The organism is Paracnuella aquatica (genome assembly GCF_003332885.2).
GTDB lineage: Bacteria > Bacteroidota > Bacteroidia > Chitinophagales > Chitinophagaceae > Flavisolibacter > Flavisolibacter aquaticus.
This window is the reverse complement of the sequence record NZ_QOWJ01000003.1, coordinates 228,218-250,588: the sequence shown is the minus strand read 5'-3', so window position 1 is coordinate 250,588 and position 22,371 is coordinate 228,218. Positions and strand designations below refer to the sequence as shown.

Genomic DNA, 22,371 nt, shown 5'->3' with positions numbered 1-22,371 from the left:
GACAGACTCCGCTTGATTGGCATTCATTTCAATCATGCACAAACAAATTTTGTAAACCGCATTACTTCATCACAGCCTCCAGCCCGCTCGCCAGATACACCAATGGCGCATTCCAGTTAATGGCAATTTCATTGGATGCATACGAGCAGTCATCATCAGTAAATGCGGTTTCGGGTTCTGTAAATTTATAGGTGGTGCATTTATCCTGCCGGCCGGGATTGGGGCCGCCCGAAAGCAAGCCAGGCACGGGTTCCACAATACCATCAGCTACCGAAGGGCGGTGGTGCGGGTGCATGGGCGTTTTGCTGCCGTGGCCCGTCACAAACGAATAACCGGTAGCGTTTCGCCCCAGCAAATAATCCAGGTTAGTGAGTGCCGCGTCGCAATATTTTGTATTGCCGGTAAAACGATACGCATGCAACAGCGCAATGCCCTGGTTGGCTGCAACCGCACTGCTGCCCCAGATAAAATCACGAACCGACTGGCCCATGACAGTGCCAAATGCGCTGCGCTCCATTGCCGGGAACAAGCCGTCGGCATACTGGATGATTTGTTGCTTTGCCATAGCCGAAAGGTCGGTTGCTGCTGCTGGCAATTTAGTTGCTTTCGCCAACGTGTACCACCCTAATGCCGCCACGCTGTTCCAGGAAGGTAAAGTCATAGCGCTGGGCATGCGTTGGCGTACTTCGTTGAGGTACGTAGCATCGCCGGTTGTTGCCAGCAATTCGGTAGCGGCCCAAAACCATTCATCGGCCAGGTTGCGGTCGCCATAAGCGCCGGTTGTCACTTCGGGTTTGTGCAGCTTATTCATGCTGTCCTGGTTGTACAGCACGTTCGGGTTTTGCACCGACCATGCCCATGCCCTTTTTGCTACCGCTAAACAAGTATCACGCAGCCCCGGTACCTGTTTGGCATAAGGCTGCAACACCCTTGCTGCCTGCGCCGCCACTGCAGCCAGGTTCAATGCGGCAGCAGTACTTTTTTGCACCACGTATCGCGGTGCTATAGTAATGCCGGGCATTACCATCGCATCAAAGGCTGCGTTGGTGCATTTGTGGTATACACCACCATCGTTGGGGTCTTGCATCTGCAGCATCCAGCGCAGGTTGTACAGCGCTTCATCGATGATGTCGGGCAGCGCATTACCGCTTTCGGGGATAGCTAATTTTTGCTGCGCAAAATATTGCTGGTAGTCGGTGGCTGCCGACAATAAAGTAGCTGTAGTAATGCCGCTGTTGACCACGTATTTATTGTAATCGCCGGCATCGTACCAACCACCCGGCATGGATAACCGCGTTCCAGCGGGCCGTGCTGCCGATGCAGCCGACGGATGCACCAGCACTTCGGTATCGGGGTGGCCGGCGCCGCGGTGCCATTTGCCTGCAAACTGCGGCTGCAGCGGCATAGACATGCGTTGAAAATAAAATCCTTTAAGCGAAGCGCCAGCTACTTCGGCATGCACCGCCGGCGCAATGCGAAACACATAACTGTGGCCGAGGCCCGGCACCAGCAGTACGTAGCTGCCCGGTTTATTCAATGCCGAAAAATCGGCTTTGCGGGTAATGGTAGATGAATAGGCCGAAGCTTTTTCCGTTTCGAGTTTGCCCCGAAAAAATGTGTCGCGCAGGTTGGTGCTGGTGATATAAAACGCAGCTTCGGACTGCTTGCCTTTTACCATTGCAGCCTTTGGGGCGTTTGGGTAATAACCGATTTGATTGAGGCAAATGCTGTCGCTGACCATTTGTGCAGTTGCGGTGTGTGAATGGAGCAAAAAAATGGCTGCGACCGGCAGCAGCCGGCGCAAAATGACAAGCTCGTTATTCATGCAAAAAGTTTGTACAGCAAATTAAGCGATCCTCAAGTGTTATAGCCTGATTCTAATAAGTGCATTGTTTACAAAAGCAATTTTATCGTCACCGGATCAGCGTGACAGTGCCTTTAAGGAAATAAGGTTTTCCTTCAATATCTGTTGCCTTCATCGCCCAGCTAAATACGCCGGTGCGTTGCAGTACGCCGCCAACCTTGCCATCCCAGCCCTGTCCATTATTCTTTGAGCTGAATACCAATTGTCCCCACCTGTTGTAAATATTAAAATATTCGATTTGCTGCATGCCCAGCGCAATGGGCTTAAGGTTATCATTGCGGCCGTCGCCATTGGGTGTAAAAGCGTTGGGCACGAAAATCGTTGGCTTGGCAGCAACCACTTTTACGTTTACATAAGCCGAATCGGCACATCCAGCCTCATTCACCATCCTTACTTTGTATCTTATCCTTTCGGATGGCGAACTATAGTTGGCCACCGGGTTTGGGATGTTTGTTGCAGAAAGGCCAATAGCCGGCGACCATTCATATGCCACACCGCCACTTGCGTTCAGCTGCAATGGAAGGCCAATCAGTGCTGTAGTATCCTTTCCGGCAAAGGCCTGTATCGGTGGCAACACGGTTACCCGCACCGTATCCGACGAAGGTTTGGGACAACCTTTTGTATCAATAGCAGTCAGTATATAACTGGTGGTTTGTTTGGGCGCTGCAATCGGCTCCAATATGTTTGATGCGCTTAATGTGGATGCCGGCGACCAGGTGATCGAACTTCCATCAGACCGCCCCCGCAGCTGCACCGATGCCTGGTCACAAATAATTGTATCGGCACCCGCATTCACTACCGGATACGGAACCGCCACAACCCGTACCGTGTCTTTTGCCTTGCATCCACCAATAGAAGCAGTTACTTCAAAATCGGTTGTAGCATTGATGGTGGTCACCGGGTTGCGCAGCGCCGCCTTTTCGGGGGCCACATTGGTCCATGAAAAAGTTTGGCCATCAGAGGCAACTTTTAACTGAATAGAATCGCCCTGGCAAATGACTGTATCCCGCATTGCCTGTACCGACACTTGATCAATAAGCCGCACTGTTACTGAATCCTTATTTTGGCAACCATCCTTGTCTAACAACACATGGTAAACCGTGGTAACCGCAGGCCACACAAGTGGCTTATCGGTATTACCACCAACCATGTTAACCTGCGGCGACCAAGTAAAATTGCCACCCTCCGGCGCATGGGCAAAAAGTGCTGCAGTATCTCCCACACAAATCAATTGGGCTCTGCTAAACATGGTCAAAGCAGGCTTGGGCAAAATGTTGATGGTGCGCCTCAGCGTATCGCGGCAGCCATACGAAGTACCTACTACCATCTGTACCTTTTTTGGACCGCTGCTTTGGTATGGATAGATAGGGTTGAATTCCTTTGTAACATCAGGAATACCGTGGGCAGCATTGCCCCAAACATCATCACCAAAATTCCATTGCCAGTAATTGATCTGCCCAAGCGATGCTGTTGAAGTATTGGAAAACGTAGTGGGCCTACCCACACAATCACCGGAAAAAATAAAATCGGGCTTAAGCCCCGGGTACACTTTGGCAATGGCGGTGGCGGAGTCCACACATTCGTTGACGCCTTTGTTGATCACCAGCTTTATGTTATAAACCCCTGTGTCTTTAAAAGTGAACGCCACAGTGGGCTGCTTGTCGGTATGTAAAACAACCCCTTCGCTGTTGGATATTTGCCAATAGAAGCCCTCGACCCGGAAACCGGAAGAAAGGTTGGAAAGCTGGATGGTACTATTGTCTTTACACAGCAAGTATTCCGGAAGAAGGGATGCCTTTGCTATTTCGCAAGGGGCTACTTCAACATGAATTTCTTTGCGCTGCGTGGCTATGAGTACGCCATTACGGTATTCAGCTACGCAAATACAAACGACATAATTGCCTTTCCCCGGCGCCAGGCCTGTCATTAATCCCGATCGTTCATCCACTGTTATATTGGCACCCAAGGGCACACTACTGCTGAAATTGGGCGCATAGATGGAAGTTCGAAAAGGTGGTGGCGCCAAGGGGTCGATATTGCCATCCACATTTAATCCTGCCTGATAAGCACCACACAAGTAATACCGCAGTTCGTCCCCATCGTAATCCGTTGCCCCAAACCTGTATTCAAACTTTGAATTGACACAACTCACTACCCGGTCATCGCCTGCAATAGAAAAAGAACTGTTGGCAGCAGCCGAGCCTCCCGGAATTTCGGCGGTGTAAGTTGCAAACAATTCACCGCCTGTTAAATTAACGAGGTTATCGATGCGGTAACCAGGTGCAAAACACGCAAGCAAGTAGCCATTGGCATTGGGCGGCAATGAAACTTCAAAAGAATAGATTGCTTCAACAGTACATAAGGAAGGCGGATTGACAACGCAATCACTAAAAGCATCACCTGGCGGATTTTTGGTTGTTTTATTGTTCAATGGCGCATCAACCTTTTTCACAAGCACATTGGTGAGCCTTTCAAATACCGATACCGTAATGGAATTTGCGAAAGGCGCTCTGTCACACTTTGCATAAAACCGGGCTGCCACGCGATACACATGTGCTCCGTTGTGCATGCCCTGGTACGTATAGTATAATTCCCCGCCTGCAATATATCGCGGTGGTAAACCGGCCTGGGCACCGGCATTCATATAAAATAGCAATGGTAAACAGTAAATAAAAAAAGCCTTCATTAGCCAGTTAGTTTTGCCGGATAAGCTCAGGGCAAGCTTTCCAACAACATTTTAGCTATCACTATAATACATTGCCCGGCCCCGGTGTTGAAACCAAGAAACATCCTCGGCCTACAGAACTTAATTTGCTACTGCTGCCGCATCCGCTCCGTTAGATCAAATTTAGGACTATAGATGATTTAAATTAACCAAGCATAAAACAATACATTACAAGCGATCACCAATTTGGGCCCGCATCTGCTGCAACAAAGGCATACCAAAATAGAAAAGAGGAACTTCCAAATGCAAAAAATAGATTCGGCTTGGGGGCCGAAATAAGTAGGACAAAGATTTACTTCGGAGCTTTTTCCTCCGGCATGAATCAGGAAGATGCATCCAATAAAAAGCCGCCTGTTGGGAACAAGCGGCTTTTTATTGGATTAATTCAAAATATCAAAAGTCGTTCCGCTCCACTCCTTCCGAGTCAATGTATTTTACGGGGCCGAGGTTTAACTCCTGAATGCCCTTTTCAATTTTTGTCTTGTCACCTACAATCACCCAGGTCAGTTTTTGCGGCTGCACAATTTTGTTGGCGGCCTGCTGCACATCTGTAAGTTGCATGTTGCGCAGCATGGTTGGATAGTTTTTCAGGTAATCCATACCCCGCTCGTAGTTGATAGCGTTTTGCAATGTATTCAGCACGGCGCTGTTGGTTTCCCACATGCCGGGCAATTGCAGCACGGCGCTGCCCTGCATTTTGCCAAACTCCGCAGCGCTTGCTTTTCGTTCGCCCACATACTCTTTTAGTTCGCGCTGCAGTTCCTGGATAGACTCTTTGGTTTTGTCGGTTTGCACCGGTGCATAAGCCGTAAAAAACGATGGGCCTTTTGCATCGAGGTTGATGGTAAATGCGCCATAACTCCAATGTTTATTCTCCCGCAGGTTCATGTTGATCCGCGAGGTAAACTCGCCGCCTAGGATCTTGTTGGCCATTTGCATGGCTTCGTATTGCGGGTCTTTTGCCGAAGGCGAAACAGCGGCGGCGAAAATGATGCTTTGCTGCGCCTCTGGCTTGTCAATGATGTACACCGATGGCTTGTCGGCGCCGGCCACGGTGCCGATATTTTTTTGCGGCACGCTCTTCGATTTCCACTGCGCCAGGTTTTGCTCCAATCCTTTTTTCAGTTCCGCTTCGGTTACATCGCCCACCACTACAAGTGTTGCATTATTGGGTGCAAACCAGGTGTTTTGAAATTGTTGGAGGTCCTGCCGTGTAATTTTCTGCACCGATGCTTCGGTGCCCGAACCCGTGAACGGATTGCTATAAGCATGGCCGCTGCCATACAATAATTTGGGTAAAATGCGCAGGCCCATGGTTACGGGTTGTGCCTGCTCCTGTTTGATGTCGAGGAGTTGTTCTTCTTTCACCCGCTCGAAATCTTTTTGCGGAAAAGCCGGGTTAAGCAACACATCGCTAAACAGTGCCAGCGACGGAGCGAGGTTGCTTTTTAGTGCGCTGAGATAGAGGTAAGTGTTGTCGAGGTCGGAGTAACTGGAAACCGAAGCACCCAGGTCTGCCATCTGGTCGGAAAGCTGCAGCGAGCTGCGGGTTTTGGTGCCTTCGGTAAGCATGCTGCCCACCAGCGATGCAAGGCCCGGTTGGCCAAACTGGTCGGCGGCATAACCGGCATTGATCATCAGCGACATGTTGACCACCGGAACGCTTTTGCGCTCCACCAGCGCCACTTTTAGGCCATTGCTTAGCGTAAATTGTTTTACGGCCGGAAACTCAGGCGTTTTTGCACCCCCCAATGGCGGCTGTTCGGCTCTGTTGAGTGTAGCTGCCGAAGCGGTGTATGCAGGATACGGCGTAATGTGCAATACATACTCGCCATCCGACATCCATTTCTGACCGGCTTTTTTGAGGTCAGGTGCGGCGGCATCCCGCACCCATTGCATGATCTTTTTGTAATGTCCTGCATCGCCGGCATAGGTTTCGGCTTGCGCCAAAATATCGCTTTTACCGCCAAAGCCACCAATACGCTCCAGCCCTTTTACTACGCCGGTAAAATAGCGGGTTTTAGCCCGCTCCAATTCCTGAGGCGTGGGGCCCTGCGCCAACATGCGAATCAATTCTTCATTCATCACCGAATCGATACGACCAAGGCTCACACCAGGCTTTGCATCGGCCACCAAAAAGAACTGCCCGCCGATTTCTTTTTCATCGGTATAAAAATATACGTTCGATGCCAGTTGGTCGTCGTACACGAGGCGCTTGTACAAGCGGCTTGTTTTCCCCTCGGTCAGCACCGATCCCAGCAGGTTGAGGTGTGCCATTTCCTGCGTGCCCCAGCCGGGTATGTTCCAAACTTTTTGCAGGCGTGCCTGCGGCACCCGGTCCTGCGCGGTTTGAAAATGCTTGCCCTTCATGGGCGCAATCCAGGTGCTGTGCTTGGCAATGGGCGGCGATGCAGGAATATCGCCAAAATATTTTTCTACGCGTTTACGCACATCTTCTGCATCCACATCGCCGGCAATAACAACTACTGCATTGTTGGGGCCATAATATGCTTTAAACCATTCGTGCACATCTTTCAGCGAAGCCGCATCGAGGTCTTCCATCGACCCGATCACTGTCCATGAATAAGGGTGGTTGGCGGGATAGGTGCTTTTTACCGTCAACTCTTCCGACACGCTGTAGGGCTGGTTTTCCCACTGGCGTTTTTCGTTTTGCACCACGCCGCGCTGCTCGGCCAACTTAGCCGAATCCACCGCTTTGAGCAGGTAACCCATGCGGTCGCTTTCTACCCACAGCACTTTATCCAGTGCACTTACCGGGAAGGTTTGAAAATAGTTGGTGCGGTCGTTATTGGTGGTGCCATTGAGGTCGGTGGCACCGATGGAATCCATCAGTTGAAAATAGTCGTCGTTGTAGTGTTCGGAGCCGTTGAACATGAGGTGTTCAAACAGGTGTGCAAACCCGGTTTTACCAAGCTTTTCATTTTTGGAACCCACATGGTACCAAATGTTGAACGCAGCTACCGGCGCTTTATGGTCTTCGTGCACAATGAGGGTAAGGCCATTGGGCAGCACAAATTTTTTAAAGGGAATATCGATCTGCGGGTAGCTTTTCTTTACCGGTTGTGGCGTTTGCGCAAAAGCCGGCGCCACTGCCAGGAGCAAGGCAATGAACAGCAGTTTAGGTTTCATAAAAGAGGTATTAAGCAGGTGAACGATGTGCTTAATTTAAGCGCATTTTTTGGCAAAAAGAAAGCCGTTTTACAAACGGCTAATACCCCGCACCCAACTGCCAGTTACCCACTATTCACTGCCTTTGCTTTTGCCGCGACCGGCAACCTTTTGTTTGCCTTCTTCGCTGCGGGCAAAGCTGCGGTTCATGGTTTTGATATGGGCCACCCGACGGAACCGCAATGCGCTCCAGTCTTCATCGATGGCCACCATGCGTACGCCTTCAAAATTGGCTTCGGCAAGCGCATGCCAGCCGGTATCGCGGTTAAAATCGCAGGTGTATTTTTTAGAGCTGCCTTTGGGGTAGCAAAACCAAAGCACGCCATCGCCTTCCAGTTTTTGCGCCAGCAGCGGCGCCAAGCTATCCACCTCCTTTTGTTTTGTAACAAAGGCCATGATGAATGCACAACCCGTTACTGCATCGGCATCAGTTGCCACTTTTGTGTGTTCCGCCATTGATTCCATTTCGGGCACAAAACTCTCAGGTGCATTTAGAATTAACACCTGGGGTTGGTTTTTAAAATTCAATTTCTTAAATAGTGGCGTCATATATTTTGGAAAGAGTTACTAAGGTAGCGGCAGTTGGTGTTTTGTAAAAAGAATTACGGCAAAATATGGCGGGTAAAAATAGCGCAGGTGTATCAATGCTTTTCGATCAGTGCATCATTGCTGATGCTGGCACGAGTTTATTACCTAAGCCGGTGGGACAGATGCCGCATCGTGTTACCCTAAAAAATATGCACCCATTTTAATAACCAAAACAGGATACTATGGACCAGAAATTTCCGATGGAATTTACGCTAGACAGTGGCACGCATGTACTGATCCGGCAAACAGGCAGCAGCCGGTTTGAATTTAACCTCACGCCTACCGAAGGTGCACCGCGGCAATTTACGTACGTGGAGGGCGAACACACCAAAAGCGAATGGGACGATATTGCCGATTTTGAACAACTGGAAGCGCTGCGGCGGTTTTGGCTCGAAACAGAAGACATTGTATAAAGCAAAAGGCAAAATTCAAAAGGCAAAAGGAACAACGTTTAGCAAAACGATTTTTGCCTTTCGAATTTTTTAAGAGCTGCACGAAAGCATGGAGCAGCCTGCTTTTTGCGTAGCCCAGCCCGGCCTGCGGCCCAGCAACGCTGCATCGTGTACGGCATCGTATGGCTGTTTCATGGCCCTTTCCAGTTGGCGGAACGGCGCTTCGTTGCCGGCTTCCAAAGCCTCAATGGCTTCGTGCAACAGGTAGTTGCGCAAAATAAATTTCGGGTTGGCATCCTGCATGATCGTTTGCCGCACCTGCGCATCGCCGCTGTTTTGCTGCAGCCGCTTTTCGTATTGTTGTAAAAACTGCAACAAGGCCGCGGCACCTTCTGGCGATGGATCTGCGTAAAAAGTATCTGCAAAAATTTCCACTGCAGCGGCTTCGCTTTCCGGCGCTTCGGTTATACGTGCCAGTTGTTGAAAAAACAAGGTGTAATCGGGCTTTACCGCAGCCAGCATCTGCTCCAGGCTGTTGATCAATCGCGCATCCTCGGCCACCACGGTTTCCAGTCCCAGTTTGCGGCACATCATCACGTAATATTTTTTCCAGAACACATCATCGTAACTATTGAGTGCAGCCAGCAGCGCTTCGGTCTCGGGCAGTAAGGTTGCCACGGCACCGCCCAATGCGCCCAGGTTCCATTTGGCAATAGCGGCTTGTTTACCAAAAGCATAACGCCGCCCCGGCAAATCAGTAGTGTTTGGTGTAAATGTTGGATCGTAATCGTCGAGCATGGAATAAGGCCCAAAGTCAATGGTCAGGCCAAGGATCGACATGTTATCGGTATTCATCACACCGTGCACAAAACCCACCCGCAGCCATTCAACAATCATCGTTGCGGTGCGCTCTACCACTTCGGCAAACCACTGCACATAGGCATCCTCGCCGCTAATGTGCGGGTAATATCGGCTGATGGTCCAGTCGATAAGTTGTTGCAGGTTTTCCGATTCTTCCCGCGAAGCCGGCATTTCAAAATTCCCAAAGCGCAAAAAACTGGGCGCAGCACGCATTACAATGGCGCCGGGCTCCATTTGCGGGTTGCCATTGTAAAACATGTCGCGCATTACTTCATCGCCGGTGGCCACCAAGGCCAGTGCACGGGTGGTGGGCACGCCCAGGTGGTGCATGGCCTCACTCATCAGGTATTCCCGCACCGACGAACGCAGCACGGCACGGCCATCGGCCCGCCGCGAATAAGGCGTGGGTCCCGCGCCTTTCAGTTGCAGCTCCCAGCTTTGCCTACCATCGATTGGCCATTCGCCCAAAGTAATGGCGCGGCCATCGCCCAACTGGCCCGCCCATGAACCAAACTGGTGGCCCGCATAGCAGGCTGCATAAGGCCGCATGGTTGGCGCCAGCAAGTTGCCACCCAATAGTTGTACATCCTGCTCTGTTGGCGTAGCTATGCCCAAATCGGTAGCGAGTTCGTTGCTCCAAGCCAACAGCCGCGGCGCTGCCACAGGTGTAGGTTCGGCTTTGCTCCAAAGTACGCCGGGTGTTTGTCGGGGCCGCTTGTCGCCGCTGTCATCGCCGGGAAAATGGGTTACAAATTCGTTGCGGTAATTGCCGCTATGTAAATGTTGCATGCTTTTCTTTTCGTTGAATATCGTTACGCATTGTCCTGAAAATATCCGGCCAGTATTGGCGGGCACAATGCAAAACATGAAAAAAGGGTGCAGTAAAATGCGTCGCAAATGCAGGGCAGAGCCTGGCATTTTTTTAACCGATATCGGTCTTATTTTACCTACTTGCCGCCGCCCCAGCGATAGCTTTCATCGCGCAGGCCGGCCAGGTCTACAATGCGGTTCACAACCGTAAGGGCCGCATCTTCCAACGTTTGCGGCCGGCTGTAAAAAGAAGGCGTGGCAGGACAAATAATGCCACCCGCTAATGTTACCGTTTCCATGTTGCGGATGTGCACCAGGTTGTACGGCGTTTCCCTAACTACAAGAATAAGTTTCTTGCGTTCCTTCAGCATCACATCGGCGCCGCGGGTGGTAAGGTCATTGGAAATGCCACCGGCTATGCGGCCCAGTGTACCCATGGAGCAAGGCACAATGATCAGTGCATCGTACTGCGCTGAGCCCGATGCAAATGGTGCGGTAAAATCCTGCTGCGAATAGTATGTGAATGGAAAAGATTGGTAAGTTTCATCGCCCAGTTCGGTTTGCCACACAAAGGGTGCATTGGAGCTCATCACAACACTCACTTCGGCCAGTTGTGCCTGCAACTGCTCCAGCTTTTGCAACAACAATTTTGCATAAATCGACCCACTGGCACCGGTAATGGCAACGGCTATTTTTTTCATTTCGATGAAGATACAACCGGCGCTATATTTTGTTGTGGGCGGTGCGCAAAAGAAGCGCTTAAAGCGCTTTTTTAACAGTGCACCCTCATACATGAACGCTTTTTACCAACCGTTCTGTTTAGGCTTATTTCCCTATCTTCAAACCAACCTTTGAATGTATGAAACAGCTTGCCACATTGATGCTGCTCTGTGCAGCTACCCTTAACAGTTATGCGCAAACAACAACGCAATGGAAGCCTGCCGAAGGACGTATTTCCACGCCTTGGGCTGCTAAAGTAAACCCCGCCGCGCCACTCCCCGAGTATCCACGTCCGCAACTGGTGCGCAACACCTGGATGAACCTGAACGGTCTTTGGGATTACAGTTTGCTGCCGCAGGGCGGCGATGCACGACCAGCCAATTTTGATGGCAAAATACTGGTGCCGTTCGCTGTGGAATCATCGCTTTCAGGCGTGGCCAAAACAGTGGGCAAAGACAGCGTGTTGTGGTACCGCCGCACCGTGACGTTGCCCCGCAATTTTAACGGGCAAAAAGTGCTCCTGCATTTTGGCGCCGTAGACTGGCAGGCCGATGTGTATGTAAACGGCAAGCCCGCCGGTACGCACAAGGGTGGCTACGATCCTTTTTCGTTTGACATTACCCCGCACCTGAAACGCGGCCAGCAGGAAATTGTGGTGCGTGTTTGGGACCCCTCCGATGATGGCCCGCAGCCACGCGGTAAACAGGTAAAAAGACCGCATGGCATTTGGTACACACCGGTTACAGGCATTTGGCAAACAGTGTGGCTGGAAGCAGTGCCGCAAACTTATATTTCGGAAACAAAGCAAACACCCGACTTCGACAGCAAGCAGGTAACGGTGCAGGCACAGGTGGCCGGTGCACAGGCGTCGGATGTGGTGCAGGTATCGGTAATGGCCGGTGGCGCCGAGGTGGCCAAAGGACAAGGCAGCCCCGGTTCGGACATCACCATCACGGTGCCCAATGGCCGTGCATGGTCGCCGAAAGATCCGTTCCTCTACGACCTGAAATACACGGTGCTGCGCAATGGCCGGAAGTTGGATGAGGCCAAATCATACTTTGCGTTGCGCAAAGTATCAATGGCGCCGGATGCTGCAGGCATCCAGCGCATGTTGCTCAACAACGAATTTGTGTTTCATTTTGGTCCGCTGGACCAGGGTTGGTGGCCCGACGGGTTGTACACCGCGCCAACCGATGAAGCCTTGAAATACGACATTGAGCAAACGCTGGCGATGGGTTTCAACACCATTCGCAAACACGTAAAAACCGAGCCTGCACGCTGGTATCGCTACTGCGATGAAATGGGCGTGCTGGTGTGGCAGGATATGCCGAGCGGAGACCTCGGTGCCCGCTGGGAATCGAGGCCGGGCATTGTGGGCCTAGGCCGCGATATGGAACGCAAGCCTGAGTCGGAGCAAATTTTCCGCACCGAATGGGCCGAGATCATGAAGGACCTGCACAATTTTCCCAGCATTGTAGTTTGGGTACCCTTCAATGAAGCATGGGGACAATTCAAAACAGCGGAGTTAGTGGAGTGGACCGTGAAGCAAGATCCATCGCGTCTGGTAAATGGTGCTAGCGGTGGCAACTTTACCACTACCGGCCACATTATGGACCTGCACAATTATCCCGAACCGGCCATGCCCGATCCAAAAATTTATGGCGCTAAACAAGCCATTGTGCTGGGCGAATACGGCGGCCTGGGCCTGCCGTTGGAAGGCCATACCTGGCAAGACAAAAACAATTGGGGCTACCAGAATTTTAAAAACAAAGAAGAATTGTACCAGCGCTATGCTGCATTTATCGACCGCATCCCGGCCCTGATCAGGAATGGTCTTTCGGGTGCCATTTATACACAAACAACCGATGTGGAAATTGAAACAAACGGCCTGATGACCTACGACCGGCAGGTAATGAAAATACCTGCAGAGCAACTTAAGGGCATCACGCAAAAATTGTATGATGCATCATTGGTGCGTTTGAAACAATAATAGTTGATGCTAATAAACAAAAAGCCCGGATGCATGTTGTATCCGGGCTTTTTTCATTGGAATGTTGTGCGCCGTTTCTTTGTGCTTCCGTACTTTACTTCAGTTGAATACTTGTTGCCTGTCATCCTGACGAAGGAAGGATCTGAACTTTGCACAATTGTAAGCTTTGCAACGCTCAGATGCTTCGCTGCGCTCAGCATGACAAACAAAAAGGCGCTTGTTTTCTTGCAAGCAAAAACTGCATAGACTATTTAAAATCATTGAAACATGCAAATTTCCGCAGTGCACCACATTGCCATTATTTGTTCGGATTACGAACGTTCGAAAGCATTTTACACCAACATACTCGGTTTAGAAATCATCCGTGAAGTGTATCGCGCAGAGCGCAATTCCTACAAGCTTGATCTTGCATTGAACGGGCAATACATCATTGAATTATTTTCCTTTCCCAACCCTGCGCCACGCCCCTCCTATCCCGAGGCCTGCGGACTGCGGCATCTTTGTTTTGCGGTGCAAAACATTGCCGAAACAATCACTTATTTACAAGCAAAAGGCATCACACCAGAGTCTTTTCGCATCGATGAATACACGGGCAAACAGTTTACTTTTATTCAAGATCCCGATGGCTTACCTATTGAGTTTTATGAGGGCTAAAATCTGGCAAACAAATACAGCCTAATACTTCGAAACATCCACTTGCTCCCACCGCAACGCCGTATTTTTGCAGCCGCATGAAACGGACAGCGGAACAGGAAAGGATCATCAACACAAACGGCAACCTGAAAATAAATGCAGTGGCGGGCTCGGGCAAAACCACTACCGTGCTCGAATATGCCCGCAGCAGGCCTGCAGGTTCCCGCATCCTGTACCTTGCGTTTAATAAAACAGTAAAACTGGAAGCGGCCAAACGCTTTGCCGAGATGGGCATGCCGCAGGTAAAAGTGGAAACAGCACACTCGCTTGCTTATAAAAATATCGTGTTCCGCCATGGCTACGAAGTGCGGTCGCAGGGCTACCGCACCCATGAAATTGCGGAACTCCTGGGCCTGCAGGTAAGCGGCGAAAAACATGCTGCGTTTATTGCCGCCAATCATATCAATAAGTTCATTACTTATTTCTGCAACAGCAGCGCCGCCAAGGTGCAGGACCTTAATTACCTCGATGTGGTACACGATGCACAAGCCCGCAAATTTGTGCACAGCTTTTACCAGTACATCGAACTGCAAACACGCCAGTTGCTGGCCCGCATGGACCGCGGCGACATTCCCATCATCCACGATTTTTACCTGAAAAAATTTGGATTGTCGAACCCCGTGCTGCCCTTTGATTATATCCTGTTTGATGAAGCACAGGATGCATCGGCGGTGATGCTCGATATTTTTTTACAACAACGCGCTACAAAAATTATGGTGGGCGATACACACCAGCAAATCTATGGCTGGCGCTATGCTGTAAATGCCATGAATGGCGCTCCTTTTCAAAGCATGGAGTTATCGCGTTCCTTTCGTTTTGGGCAGGACATTGCCGACCTAGCAAAGGGCGTGCTGGGTTGGAAAAAAACGTTGCAACAGGATGCACTAACCGTGGAATTGCACGGTGCAGGAAAAAGCAAAAGCACTGCTGCAAAAGCCATTATTGCCCGCACCAACCTGGGCCTGCTGCTCAAAGCCATTGAAGCAGTAACCGGCCCCAAACCCTTGAAGCATCTTTATTTTGAAGGCAATCTTTCTTCGTACACTTATGCCGATGATGGCGCATCGCTGTACGATGTACTGAACCTGCACAATGACAAAAAAGAACAGATCCGCGACAAGCTAATTCAGGGTATGGGCAGCATGGCCGAACTGAAAGATTACGTGGAGAAAACAGAAGATGCGCAACTGGGCATGATGGTGGAAATAGTGCTGCAATACGAGAACGATATTTACGGCCTGCTGCAAACCATCCGCGACAAACATGTGGGCGACGAAGACCGCCACAAGGCCGATGCCATCTTCTCAACCGTGCACCGCTGCAAAGGCATGGAGTATGATGTGGTGGAGCTGGCACCTGATTTTATTACCGAAAGAAAACTGCAGCAACTGGTAGATGAAAGTACCGATGGCAGCCTTGATCGTGCACGGCTGAATGAAGAAATCAACCTCCTGTATGTTGCCATTACCCGTGCAAAAACCCACCTGCATTTGCCCGAAAATTATGTAGCCAAAGACTTCCCGCAATCGCCGCATATTACCCTGCTGCCGCCTGCCTGGCGCAACGAACAAAAGCCTGCAGAAAAAAAGACCACCTACAACCGCAATGCGGCAAAAGGGGGCAACACCCCAACCCGTGAACGTGCTGTAAAACGCGGCCGCTACCAAGCTTGGAATGCCGACAGCGACGAAGTGCTGACCCAGCTGGTAGACACCGGCGCCACCGTGGAAGAAATGGAACGGGTGCTGGAGCGTACCCGCGGCGACGTGGTAACGCGGATCAAAAAGCTGGGGCTTTGGGAGCGGGATTAAATAAGTTTCTTATTACAACTGATGGTTATTAATCGTGTGCAGGATTTTCCAAAAATGCGGCATCACCGCTTCAAATGAATTGCGTGCGGCAATAACGCCATAGTATCCCCGCTGCCGGTCGATCCAGGGCGTAAAACCAAAAGCACCCGGAGAGGCATTAATGGCAATATCTCCGTCTTTGATGACCCAGTTGCCCACTGCATAACGGGCAACCGCAGCCGAAGATGCAGCACCCGAAACATACTTGGTAAACGGGCTGTAGCCGGTGGTAGTGCTGCCCGTTTGGTCGGCCAGCATCAGGTCAACCTCTTTGGGAGTAAGGTATTGTTTGCCGCGAAAGTTGCCATTTCCGGCCAGCATTTCCAGCAACTTCAACGCATCGGCCGCAGTGCTGCTGATGCCGCCCGCCACGCGGGGCAGCGATCCCAGCCGGGAGCCGCTGTAGCGGGTGGCCGTCATGGCCAGCGGCCGCACCACTTCTGTTTCAAAAAGCTGGTTCCAGCTTTTGCCGGTAACAATTTCGCAAACCCTGCCCGCCACCTGCATGGAAAGGCCGCCATAATTGAACTGTGTGCCCGGTGCGGCTACCAGCGGCATGGCGGCAATTTCTTCCACCATTTCGGCCAGGCTTTGCCGGCGGTTGCCCATTAGTTCGGTTACGGTTTCGGCGTTGCCGGGCAGCCCGGTGGTGTGGGCAAAACAATGCAGCAGCGTGATGTTTTTTTTATCGACACCAAACGAAGGAATGTATTGACTCACTTTATCATCCAGCCGCAGTTTCCCGCCATGCACCAGCCGCATCAGCACCAGGCCTGCGTACCATTTCGATGCGGATGCAATCAACATCGGCGTGTTTTCGGTAAAGCCGCCACGCGACTGGCTGTAAATTGTTTGACCCCCTTTTTGCAGCACCATCGTGACGCCACCGCCCCTGCCGGCCATGGCGGTATAGGTTTGGTTAAAAACAGCATCCAGTGCGGGCTTATAAGTTTGGGCCCAAATGGCGTTGGTGCAGCAAAGTGCTGCCAGCAGGAATATTTGTTTCATAGCAGTGAGGGATGTTGCCAAAAACGAAACGTAGAAAGGCGTTGTTTATTTGAAAATGAAATCCAGTTTCAACGACAAGCTGCTTTTGTCTTTTTGCAAAACCGGGTGTTTTGGTGAAACAAATAGGTGCTTTTTATCGCGTTGGTAAAACAACAGCAACCGGCCGACACATAATTGCTCCCTTTTAACCTATTACCTATTTAATTTATTTAACTTAAAGGCCTGCAGCGCCATTTGGCGCCAAAAACCCAATGCTTTTGCCTGCATAAATACCGGCCGCTGATTATGAGAACCTGTTTCCTTTTGCTTCTATTCTTGTGTGCATCAATTACCGGCTGGGCCTTACACGGCAAGGGCGGCATGCTTACTTACGAATACCTCGGTGTGGGTGCTGCGCCCAATACTACTAAATACCGCATCACGGGCACTCACTACATTGATTGCGGCGGCACGCAGTTTACCGAAACTGCAATTTTTGTGGGCATATTTGATGGTGCAGGCAACAAGCTGCTGCGCACCCTCACCATTCAAAAAAGCGGGCAGGATTCTATTTATAAAAAATCGTTTGGCTGCATCAACCCCGCACCCAATGTTTGCTTTGTGGTGGCCACTTATGTGCAGGAGGTTGAACTGGCCAACAATGCTGCGGGGTACCTGCTGGTAGAACAGGAATGCTGCCGCATTGTGGGCATTCAAAACCTGGTGGCATCCAACAGTTATGGCAGCACGTTTACTGCCACTGTGCCGGGTGGTGCCAACCGGCGCAACAGCAGCCCGCAGTTTGCGGCACGCGATACGGCTGTTATTTGTTACAGCTCTTTTTTCCGCCTCGATATGAGTGCCACCGACGCCGACGGTGATTCACTTTCTTATGCATTTTGCTCGGCACTTACCGGCGGCTCCGGTTCCCAGCGCCAACCCAACCCACCAGCCGATCCGCCCTATAACGAAGTGGGATATTCGGCCGGATACTCTGGCGCTATTCCATTGGGCACCAGCGTTACCATCAACCCACGCACCGGCATGATATCGGGTACTGCGCCGGCAGTTACGGGTAAGTATATTGTTTCGGTCTGTGTATCGGAATACCGCAACGGCATGCTGATTGCCACCACCAAAAAAGAAGTGCAGGTGGAGGTGGCCAATTGCAAATTATCGGCCGCGGTGTTGCAGCCCGAATACATCAATTGCAACTCGTTTACTTCCACTTTTGAAAACGAAAACCCCAATGCGGAAGTAGCTACCTACTCCTGGGATTTTGGTGTATCCGGTATCAACACCGATGTTTCAACCGCACAGCGACCTTCTTACACCTACCCCGATACAGGCCGGTACGTGGTTAAATTAAAAGTAAGCACCACCAACGGTTGCACCGACAGCACCACTACCGAGGTGGCCGTTTACCCGGGCTTTGCTGCGGGCTTTTCCATCGACGGCAGTTGCTACCAATCGCCGTTTGTTTTTACCGATACCACCAAAGCAACTTATGGCGTGGTGAACAAATGGAAATGGAATATTTTCCCGGTGACCAACTCCACCGACCAAAACATCACCCACCAGTTTAGCGGTGTGGGGCAATACCCGGTTTCAATGATCGTGAGCAGCAGCAAGGGCTGCATTGATACCATTGAAACAACCGTGAACGTCTATGACCGCCCCGACCTCAAGCTAGGTTTTAAGGATACGCTGATTTGCAGCATCGATACGCTGCAATTAAGGGCCTCGGGTGCCGGCACCTACCAGTGGACCGCCACCAACGGATCGGGGCGCATACTGGATGCTGCTACGGCTACGCCTCGGGTGTTTCCGCAGGACACTACTTTTTACAAAGTAACCCTTACCGAAAAAACCTGTGTGGCTACCGATACGGTGCGGGTTGCGGTGCTGCCGTTTATTACGGTGCAATTGCCCGCGGACACTTCCATTTGCCGCGGCGACAGCATACAATTACTGCCGCAGAGCAGGGCGCTGCAATACCAATGGACGCCGGCAACGGGGATGGATAATGCTACTGCCAGAAACCCGATGGTGGCGCCCAATGTTACAACCAGCTACCGGGTAACAGCCAACCTGGGCCGCTGCCAGGATGAAGCCACGATGGTTGTAAAAGTGGCACCGTACCCGCAGGCATTTGCAGGCCGCGATACGCTGATTTGCTACGACACCGATGTACGCCTGCAGGGCGATATGGTAGCCTCCGCTTTTCGATGGAATCCAAGTAGCACGCTGACACCGGCCAACTCGCTGTTGCCGCTGGCAAGGCCGCTGCAGCCCACTGCTTATGTACTAACGGTGAGCGACACACTGGGTTGCCCTAAGGAAGTTTCCGATACGGTGTTGGTGGGCGTTGTGCCGCGGATATTTGCCGATGCGGGCCGCGATACCGCCGTTGTTGCCGGCCAGCCGCTGCAGTTGCAGGCATCTGGTGGTGATGCGTATCAATGGTCGCCTCTTTTTGGACTCAACAACCCGGATATAGCCAACCCTGTAGCATTACTTGATCGCGAAACAGAAACAATTACGTATCGTGTATCGGTGGAACGTGATGGCTGCTATGCTACCGACAGCATCAAGGTAGTGGTGTATAAACTGGGCGCCGATATACTGGTGCCATCAGCATTTTCTCCCAACGGCGATGGCCGCAATGATGTGTTGAAACCCATACTGGTGGGCATGAAAAGCCTGACCGAATTCCAGGTGTACAACCGCTGGGGCCAACTGGTTTACAGCACCCGTACAGCCGGCCAGGGTTGGGATGGCCGTATTGGCGGCAGTGCACAGGGCAGCGGCGTCTATGTGTTTCTTGCCACGGGCACTACATTCGATGACCGCAAGATTGTACGGAAGGGAACGGTGATGTTGGTGCGGTGACGATTTTTGTTTTATAATATCCCTCTAATCGAAAAGTATTTAGAGGATTTAGGCGTCCATATTCTGATTGTGCATTTACTTTTTTGCTCCTGCAAAAAAGTAACAAAAAAGCAGGCCCGAAATCAAATGACAGCCTGATTTCGGGTTTGTGCCTTGATTAAGCCTTAGTACTACTGTAGTGAAGTGCAGCAGATCACTGTTCAGCAATAAAACAGCTATTTGCATTATTGCATGACTTATTTCTTTTTCGATATAGGCAGGCACTTTGCTTTGTCATGCTGAGCGCAGCGAAGCATCTAAGTTAAGCATCGCAACCGCTTATACAACGCTCCGATCCTTCCTTCGCAGGATGACAATGCGAAGTATACTTAGCGTATCGAAATGTATGCTGGCCAAGGGCACATATAAAAACAATAGCAAAGAATCCGATCATTCAAATGGCAGCTAAGCAGGGCAATCCGAACTATGACAAATGCAAATGGCGGTTTAACAATTGAAATATCAACGCAAAAGCTTTTCCAAATCAAATTCATTGCTGAAAAATAAATTCCACTACAGAACCGCCGCGGCCCCTGCAGCCAAGCCCTCCATGTTCTGCGCCATCTGTTTCATCCGGTAGATGCGTTCGGTTTGGTGGTCCTGGCGCTGGTCTTCGGGGCAAAAAAAATCACCACTAAAGCCTTTAATATTTAGGCCCAGCCGATGCGCCAGCATAAAGGTATAAGGCCGCCAGCCCCAGCCCAATCCATCGGGCATGCTTTGCAGGTAGGGCACCAGTTTGGCATTCATCAAAAACGGACCGTAGATATAATCCAGTTCCTTCCCCATCAACTCTGCGCAGCAGCGATTAATGGTGGTTTCGGTCATTTGTTGGAAAGCGGGAAAAGTAGCAAATGCCGCAGCCGACCGGCTGGCTAGGTATATGCCGTTTCGGTCATCCACCTCAATTTGTGCCAGCATTTGCCGCAGGTGTTGTGTAAAAAAATGGAGCTTGTCCGGTTCGGCATAAAAGATCCATTCGGCACCGGTAGCAGCGGCGGCATCTATGCTGCTTTTTGTTTGAAGCCACAACCCTTTTACAGGTCCCATTACCATAGCATTGGGTAAGCCTTGCAAGCCGGCAACATAAGCTACATCTGAGCCGGCATCCGTAATAAATAGCGGCAGGCCAAATGTGGAAAGCTGGGTCAGTGAACTGGTTAAAACAGTTGCTTCATGGGCATCGCGGGCCCACGATATGGTGGCAATGGCTAAGGATTGGGTGTTCATACCGGGGCAATTTAAACCAAAATAAAAAGGCACAAAGCAAGGTGTATGCTTTATGCCTTTTTACAAAAAGAGGATAAAATTTTCCCCGGGATATTTTAATTACCAGCCGCCTGCTTTTTACGCCTGGCCTTGATCAATTCGATAATGGGCGGCACCAGCGACAAAAAGATGATGCCGAAAATAACATAGGTAAAGTTGTTTTTGATGGCCGGAATGCCGCCAAAAAAATAACCCAGGAACAGGAACGAAGTAACCCACACCACACCGCCAATAACATTGTACGATGCAAACCTGCTGTACGACATGGTGCCCACACCAGCCACAAACGGCGCAAAGGTGCGAACGATGGGTACAAAGCGGGCATAGATGATGGTTTTGCCGCCATACTTGTTGTAAAATGCCTGCGTTTGTTCGAGGTATTCTTTCTTCAACAATTTGTAGCGGCCGCTAAATGCCCGCGGACCAATATAATTGCCTACATGATAGTTCACCAAGTCGCCGAGGATGGCGGCAACAATGAGGATGCCGCACAACAAAAAAATGCTGAGGCCGCTTTCGGGGCGGGCTACAATGGTGCCGGCAGCAAACAGCAGCGAATCGCCGGGCAGGAACGGTGTTACTACCAAACCGGTTTCGGCAAAAATGATGAGGAATAAAATAAGGTAGGTCCAGGTTTTATAATTGCTCACGATCTCCACCAGGTGCTGGTCGATGTGGAGGATAAAGTCGATGATCGATTGTATGATTTCCAAGGTGTGCCGATTATGTTTTTGTTTGGGCTAAAATTCCAGCAAGATTAGCGATTTTTTGCCGTATCCATTTTTGCCGCAGCAGGCAAAGCAACAAAGGCATCAGAAAAACTACCGATGTGTAAACAGCAGCCAAAGCCGCGATCACAAATTTTTATGTGCAACCTGCGCATCGCAGCACCAACTTTTTCCAACCGAACAAGGGTTATAATACTATATAAAAAAACAACACGCATGAACCGGCGGTGCCGTTGCATGCGTGTTGCAATGATTTTTGGTTAAGGTAAACGTGATGCGCTTTATCTGCCAGTCCCCGCTTTTTGCTGTGGCTTGTAGCCAATCACAATCACCGGGCTGGAAACTTTTTGTTGTTTATTTAGCGAAGCCAACACTTCTTCATAACGCTTTTTGGTTGCCGCATCCGGCTCGCTGAATTTTCCATCGTCGTTTCCCAAATAAATAAACACCGGTATGGTGATCTGGAAGCCGTCGGGGATAGCTTTGATCTGCTCCAGGTTGTTGGCCTGGTTCAGCGCAGCTTCGGTCAGTACTTGTTTTTGGGTAAATGAGTTGAACAAAAAATCGGTCTTCAACCGGTCGCCGCTTTTAGCAACCTGCACCAGCACAATGCCGGTAGATTCGCAACCTTCACAACCCGTGGGCGCCACCGTATACCGCTCCATCAGTCGTTTTACATAACCATCCGGATTGGTTGCAGGGTCCACTTGTGCCCACGAGGCAAGGGAACATAAAAACACCGTTACAAAAGAATAAAGCCTTTTCATAACATTA

General features: G+C 50.6%; 16 protein-coding genes. 5 read left to right on the top strand and 11 right to left on the bottom strand.

Going from position 1 to position 22,371, the window contains the following annotated elements:
- Window positions 1-61: 61 nt before the first annotated feature.
- The 4 genes from DRJ53_RS07330 to DRJ53_RS07315 all read right to left on the bottom strand — a co-directional run bounded on the left by DRJ53_RS07330 (window position 62) and on the right by DRJ53_RS07315 (window position 8,234).
- Complete coding sequence (locus DRJ53_RS07330; protein ID WP_114234956.1) at window positions 62-1,825, bottom strand: glycoside hydrolase family 9 protein; 1,764 nt, start codon at window positions 1,823-1,825, stop codon at window positions 62-64.
- An 88-nt stretch (window positions 1,826-1,913) separates the two neighbouring features.
- Entirely contained in the window at window positions 1,914-4,316 is a 2,403-nt protein-coding gene (locus DRJ53_RS07325; protein ID WP_162303826.1) for a T9SS type B sorting domain-containing protein, read from the bottom strand.
- A 666-nt stretch (window positions 4,317-4,982) separates the two neighbouring features.
- Entirely contained in the window at window positions 4,983-7,739 is a 2,757-nt protein-coding gene (locus DRJ53_RS07320; RefSeq protein ID WP_114234954.1) for a M16 family metallopeptidase, read from the bottom strand.
- Window positions 7,740-7,850: 111 nt separating this feature from the next.
- Window positions 7,851-8,234, bottom strand: a complete 384-nt coding sequence (locus DRJ53_RS07315; protein ID WP_206609728.1) for a hypothetical protein — start codon at window positions 8,232-8,234, stop codon at window positions 7,851-7,853.
- A 314-nt stretch (window positions 8,235-8,548) separates the two neighbouring features.
- Between DRJ53_RS07315 and DRJ53_RS07310 the strand changes: the two genes are divergently transcribed.
- The gene (locus tag DRJ53_RS07310; RefSeq protein WP_114234952.1) at window positions 8,549-8,779 is read left to right on the top strand and encodes a hypothetical protein; all 231 of its coding nucleotides are present in this window, start codon (window positions 8,549-8,551) and stop codon (window positions 8,777-8,779) included.
- 69 nt (window positions 8,780-8,848) lie between these two features.
- Here DRJ53_RS07310 and DRJ53_RS07305 read toward each other — a convergent pair whose 3' ends face one another.
- Window positions 8,849-10,408: a protein adenylyltransferase SelO gene (locus tag DRJ53_RS07305; protein ID WP_114235053.1), complete on the bottom strand. Its 1,560-nt coding sequence runs from the start codon at window positions 10,406-10,408 to the stop codon at window positions 8,849-8,851.
- Between the two features lie 158 nt (window positions 10,409-10,566).
- Window positions 10,567-11,130 (bottom strand): UbiX family flavin prenyltransferase, encoded by a 564-nt coding sequence (locus tag DRJ53_RS07300; RefSeq protein WP_175580742.1) that lies wholly within the window; start codon window positions 11,128-11,130, stop codon window positions 10,567-10,569.
- Between the two features lie 158 nt (window positions 11,131-11,288).
- Here DRJ53_RS07300 and DRJ53_RS07295 point away from each other — a divergent pair, with 158 nt between their 5' ends.
- The 3 genes from DRJ53_RS07295 (at window position 11,289) to DRJ53_RS07285 (ending at window position 15,643) form a co-directional block, all read left to right on the top strand.
- Window positions 11,289-13,139 carry a glycoside hydrolase family 2 protein gene (locus DRJ53_RS07295; RefSeq protein ID WP_114234951.1) on the top strand — a complete coding sequence of 617 codons (1,851 nt, stop codon included), beginning with the start codon at window positions 11,289-11,291 and terminating at the stop codon, window positions 13,137-13,139.
- A 267-nt stretch (window positions 13,140-13,406) separates the two neighbouring features.
- Window positions 13,407-13,793, top strand: a complete 387-nt coding sequence (gloA2, locus tag DRJ53_RS07290) for an SMU1112c/YaeR family gloxylase I-like metalloprotein (RefSeq protein ID WP_114234950.1) — start codon at window positions 13,407-13,409, stop codon at window positions 13,791-13,793.
- 77 nt (window positions 13,794-13,870) lie between these two features.
- On the top strand, window positions 13,871-15,643 hold the full coding sequence (locus tag DRJ53_RS07285; protein WP_114234949.1) for a UvrD-helicase domain-containing protein: 1,773 nt from the start codon (window positions 13,871-13,873) through the stop codon (window positions 15,641-15,643).
- A 12-nt stretch (window positions 15,644-15,655) separates the two neighbouring features.
- On the opposite strand, the gene DRJ53_RS07280 is transcribed toward DRJ53_RS07285, so the two are convergent.
- The gene (locus DRJ53_RS07280; protein ID WP_114234948.1) at window positions 15,656-16,690 is read right to left on the bottom strand and encodes a serine hydrolase domain-containing protein; all 1,035 of its coding nucleotides are present in this window, start codon (window positions 16,688-16,690) and stop codon (window positions 15,656-15,658) included.
- Window positions 16,691-16,975: 285 nt separating this feature from the next.
- On the opposite strand from DRJ53_RS07280, the gene DRJ53_RS07275 reads away from it, so the two are divergent.
- Window positions 16,976-19,561 carry a PKD domain-containing protein gene (locus DRJ53_RS07275; protein WP_114234947.1) on the top strand — a complete coding sequence of 862 codons (2,586 nt, stop codon included), beginning with the start codon at window positions 16,976-16,978 and terminating at the stop codon, window positions 19,559-19,561.
- Between the two features lie 552 nt (window positions 19,562-20,113).
- Here DRJ53_RS07275 and DRJ53_RS07270 read toward each other — a convergent pair.
- The 4 genes from DRJ53_RS07270 to DRJ53_RS07255 all read right to left on the bottom strand — a co-directional run bounded on the left by DRJ53_RS07270 (window position 20,114) and on the right by DRJ53_RS07255 (window position 22,364).
- Window positions 20,114-20,830: a hypothetical protein gene (locus tag DRJ53_RS07270; RefSeq protein WP_114234946.1), complete on the bottom strand. Its 717-nt coding sequence runs from the start codon at window positions 20,828-20,830 to the stop codon at window positions 20,114-20,116.
- A 95-nt stretch (window positions 20,831-20,925) separates the two neighbouring features.
- The gene (locus DRJ53_RS07265) at window positions 20,926-21,582 is read right to left on the bottom strand and encodes a DedA family protein (protein WP_114234945.1); all 657 of its coding nucleotides are present in this window, start codon (window positions 21,580-21,582) and stop codon (window positions 20,926-20,928) included.
- A gap of 44 nt (window positions 21,583-21,626) precedes the next feature.
- Window positions 21,627-21,773: a hypothetical protein gene (locus DRJ53_RS07260; protein WP_155523201.1), complete on the bottom strand. Its 147-nt coding sequence runs from the start codon at window positions 21,771-21,773 to the stop codon at window positions 21,627-21,629.
- Window positions 21,774-21,878: 105 nt separating this feature from the next.
- Window positions 21,879-22,364, bottom strand: a complete 486-nt coding sequence (locus DRJ53_RS07255; RefSeq protein ID WP_114234943.1) for a hypothetical protein — start codon at window positions 22,362-22,364, stop codon at window positions 21,879-21,881.
- Window positions 22,365-22,371: the final 7 nt, after the last annotated feature.

Coding starts and splice junctions, on each gene's coding strand:
- DRJ53_RS07330 (WP_114234956.1), bottom strand. CDS start 1,825: ATGAATAACGAGCTTGTCATTTTGCGCCGGCTGCTGCCGGTCGCAGCC.
- DRJ53_RS07320 (WP_114234954.1), bottom strand. CDS start 7,739: ATGAAACCTAAACTGCTGTTCATTGCCTTGCTCCTGGCAGTGGCGCCG.
- DRJ53_RS07315 (WP_206609728.1), bottom strand. CDS start 8,234: ATGGCGGAACACACAAAAGTGGCAACTGATGCCGATGCAGTAACGGGT.
- DRJ53_RS07310 (WP_114234952.1), top strand. CDS start 8,549: ATGGACCAGAAATTTCCGATGGAATTTACGCTAGACAGTGGCACGCAT.
- DRJ53_RS07305 (WP_114235053.1), bottom strand. CDS start 10,408: ATGCAACATTTACATAGCGGCAATTACCGCAACGAATTTGTAACCCAT.
- DRJ53_RS07300 (WP_175580742.1), bottom strand. CDS start 11,130: ATGAAAAAAATAGCCGTTGCCATTACCGGTGCCAGTGGGTCGATTTAT.
- DRJ53_RS07295 (WP_114234951.1), top strand. CDS start 11,289: ATGAAACAGCTTGCCACATTGATGCTGCTCTGTGCAGCTACCCTTAAC.
- gloA2 (WP_114234950.1), top strand. CDS start 13,407: ATGCAAATTTCCGCAGTGCACCACATTGCCATTATTTGTTCGGATTAC.
- DRJ53_RS07285 (WP_114234949.1), top strand. CDS start 13,871: ATGAAACGGACAGCGGAACAGGAAAGGATCATCAACACAAACGGCAAC.
- DRJ53_RS07280 (WP_114234948.1), bottom strand. CDS start 16,690: ATGAAACAAATATTCCTGCTGGCAGCACTTTGCTGCACCAACGCCATT.
- DRJ53_RS07275 (WP_114234947.1), top strand. CDS start 16,976: ATGAGAACCTGTTTCCTTTTGCTTCTATTCTTGTGTGCATCAATTACC.
- DRJ53_RS07270 (WP_114234946.1), bottom strand. CDS start 20,830: ATGAACACCCAATCCTTAGCCATTGCCACCATATCGTGGGCCCGCGAT.
- DRJ53_RS07255 (WP_114234943.1), bottom strand. CDS start 22,364: ATGAAAAGGCTTTATTCTTTTGTAACGGTGTTTTTATGTTCCCTTGCC.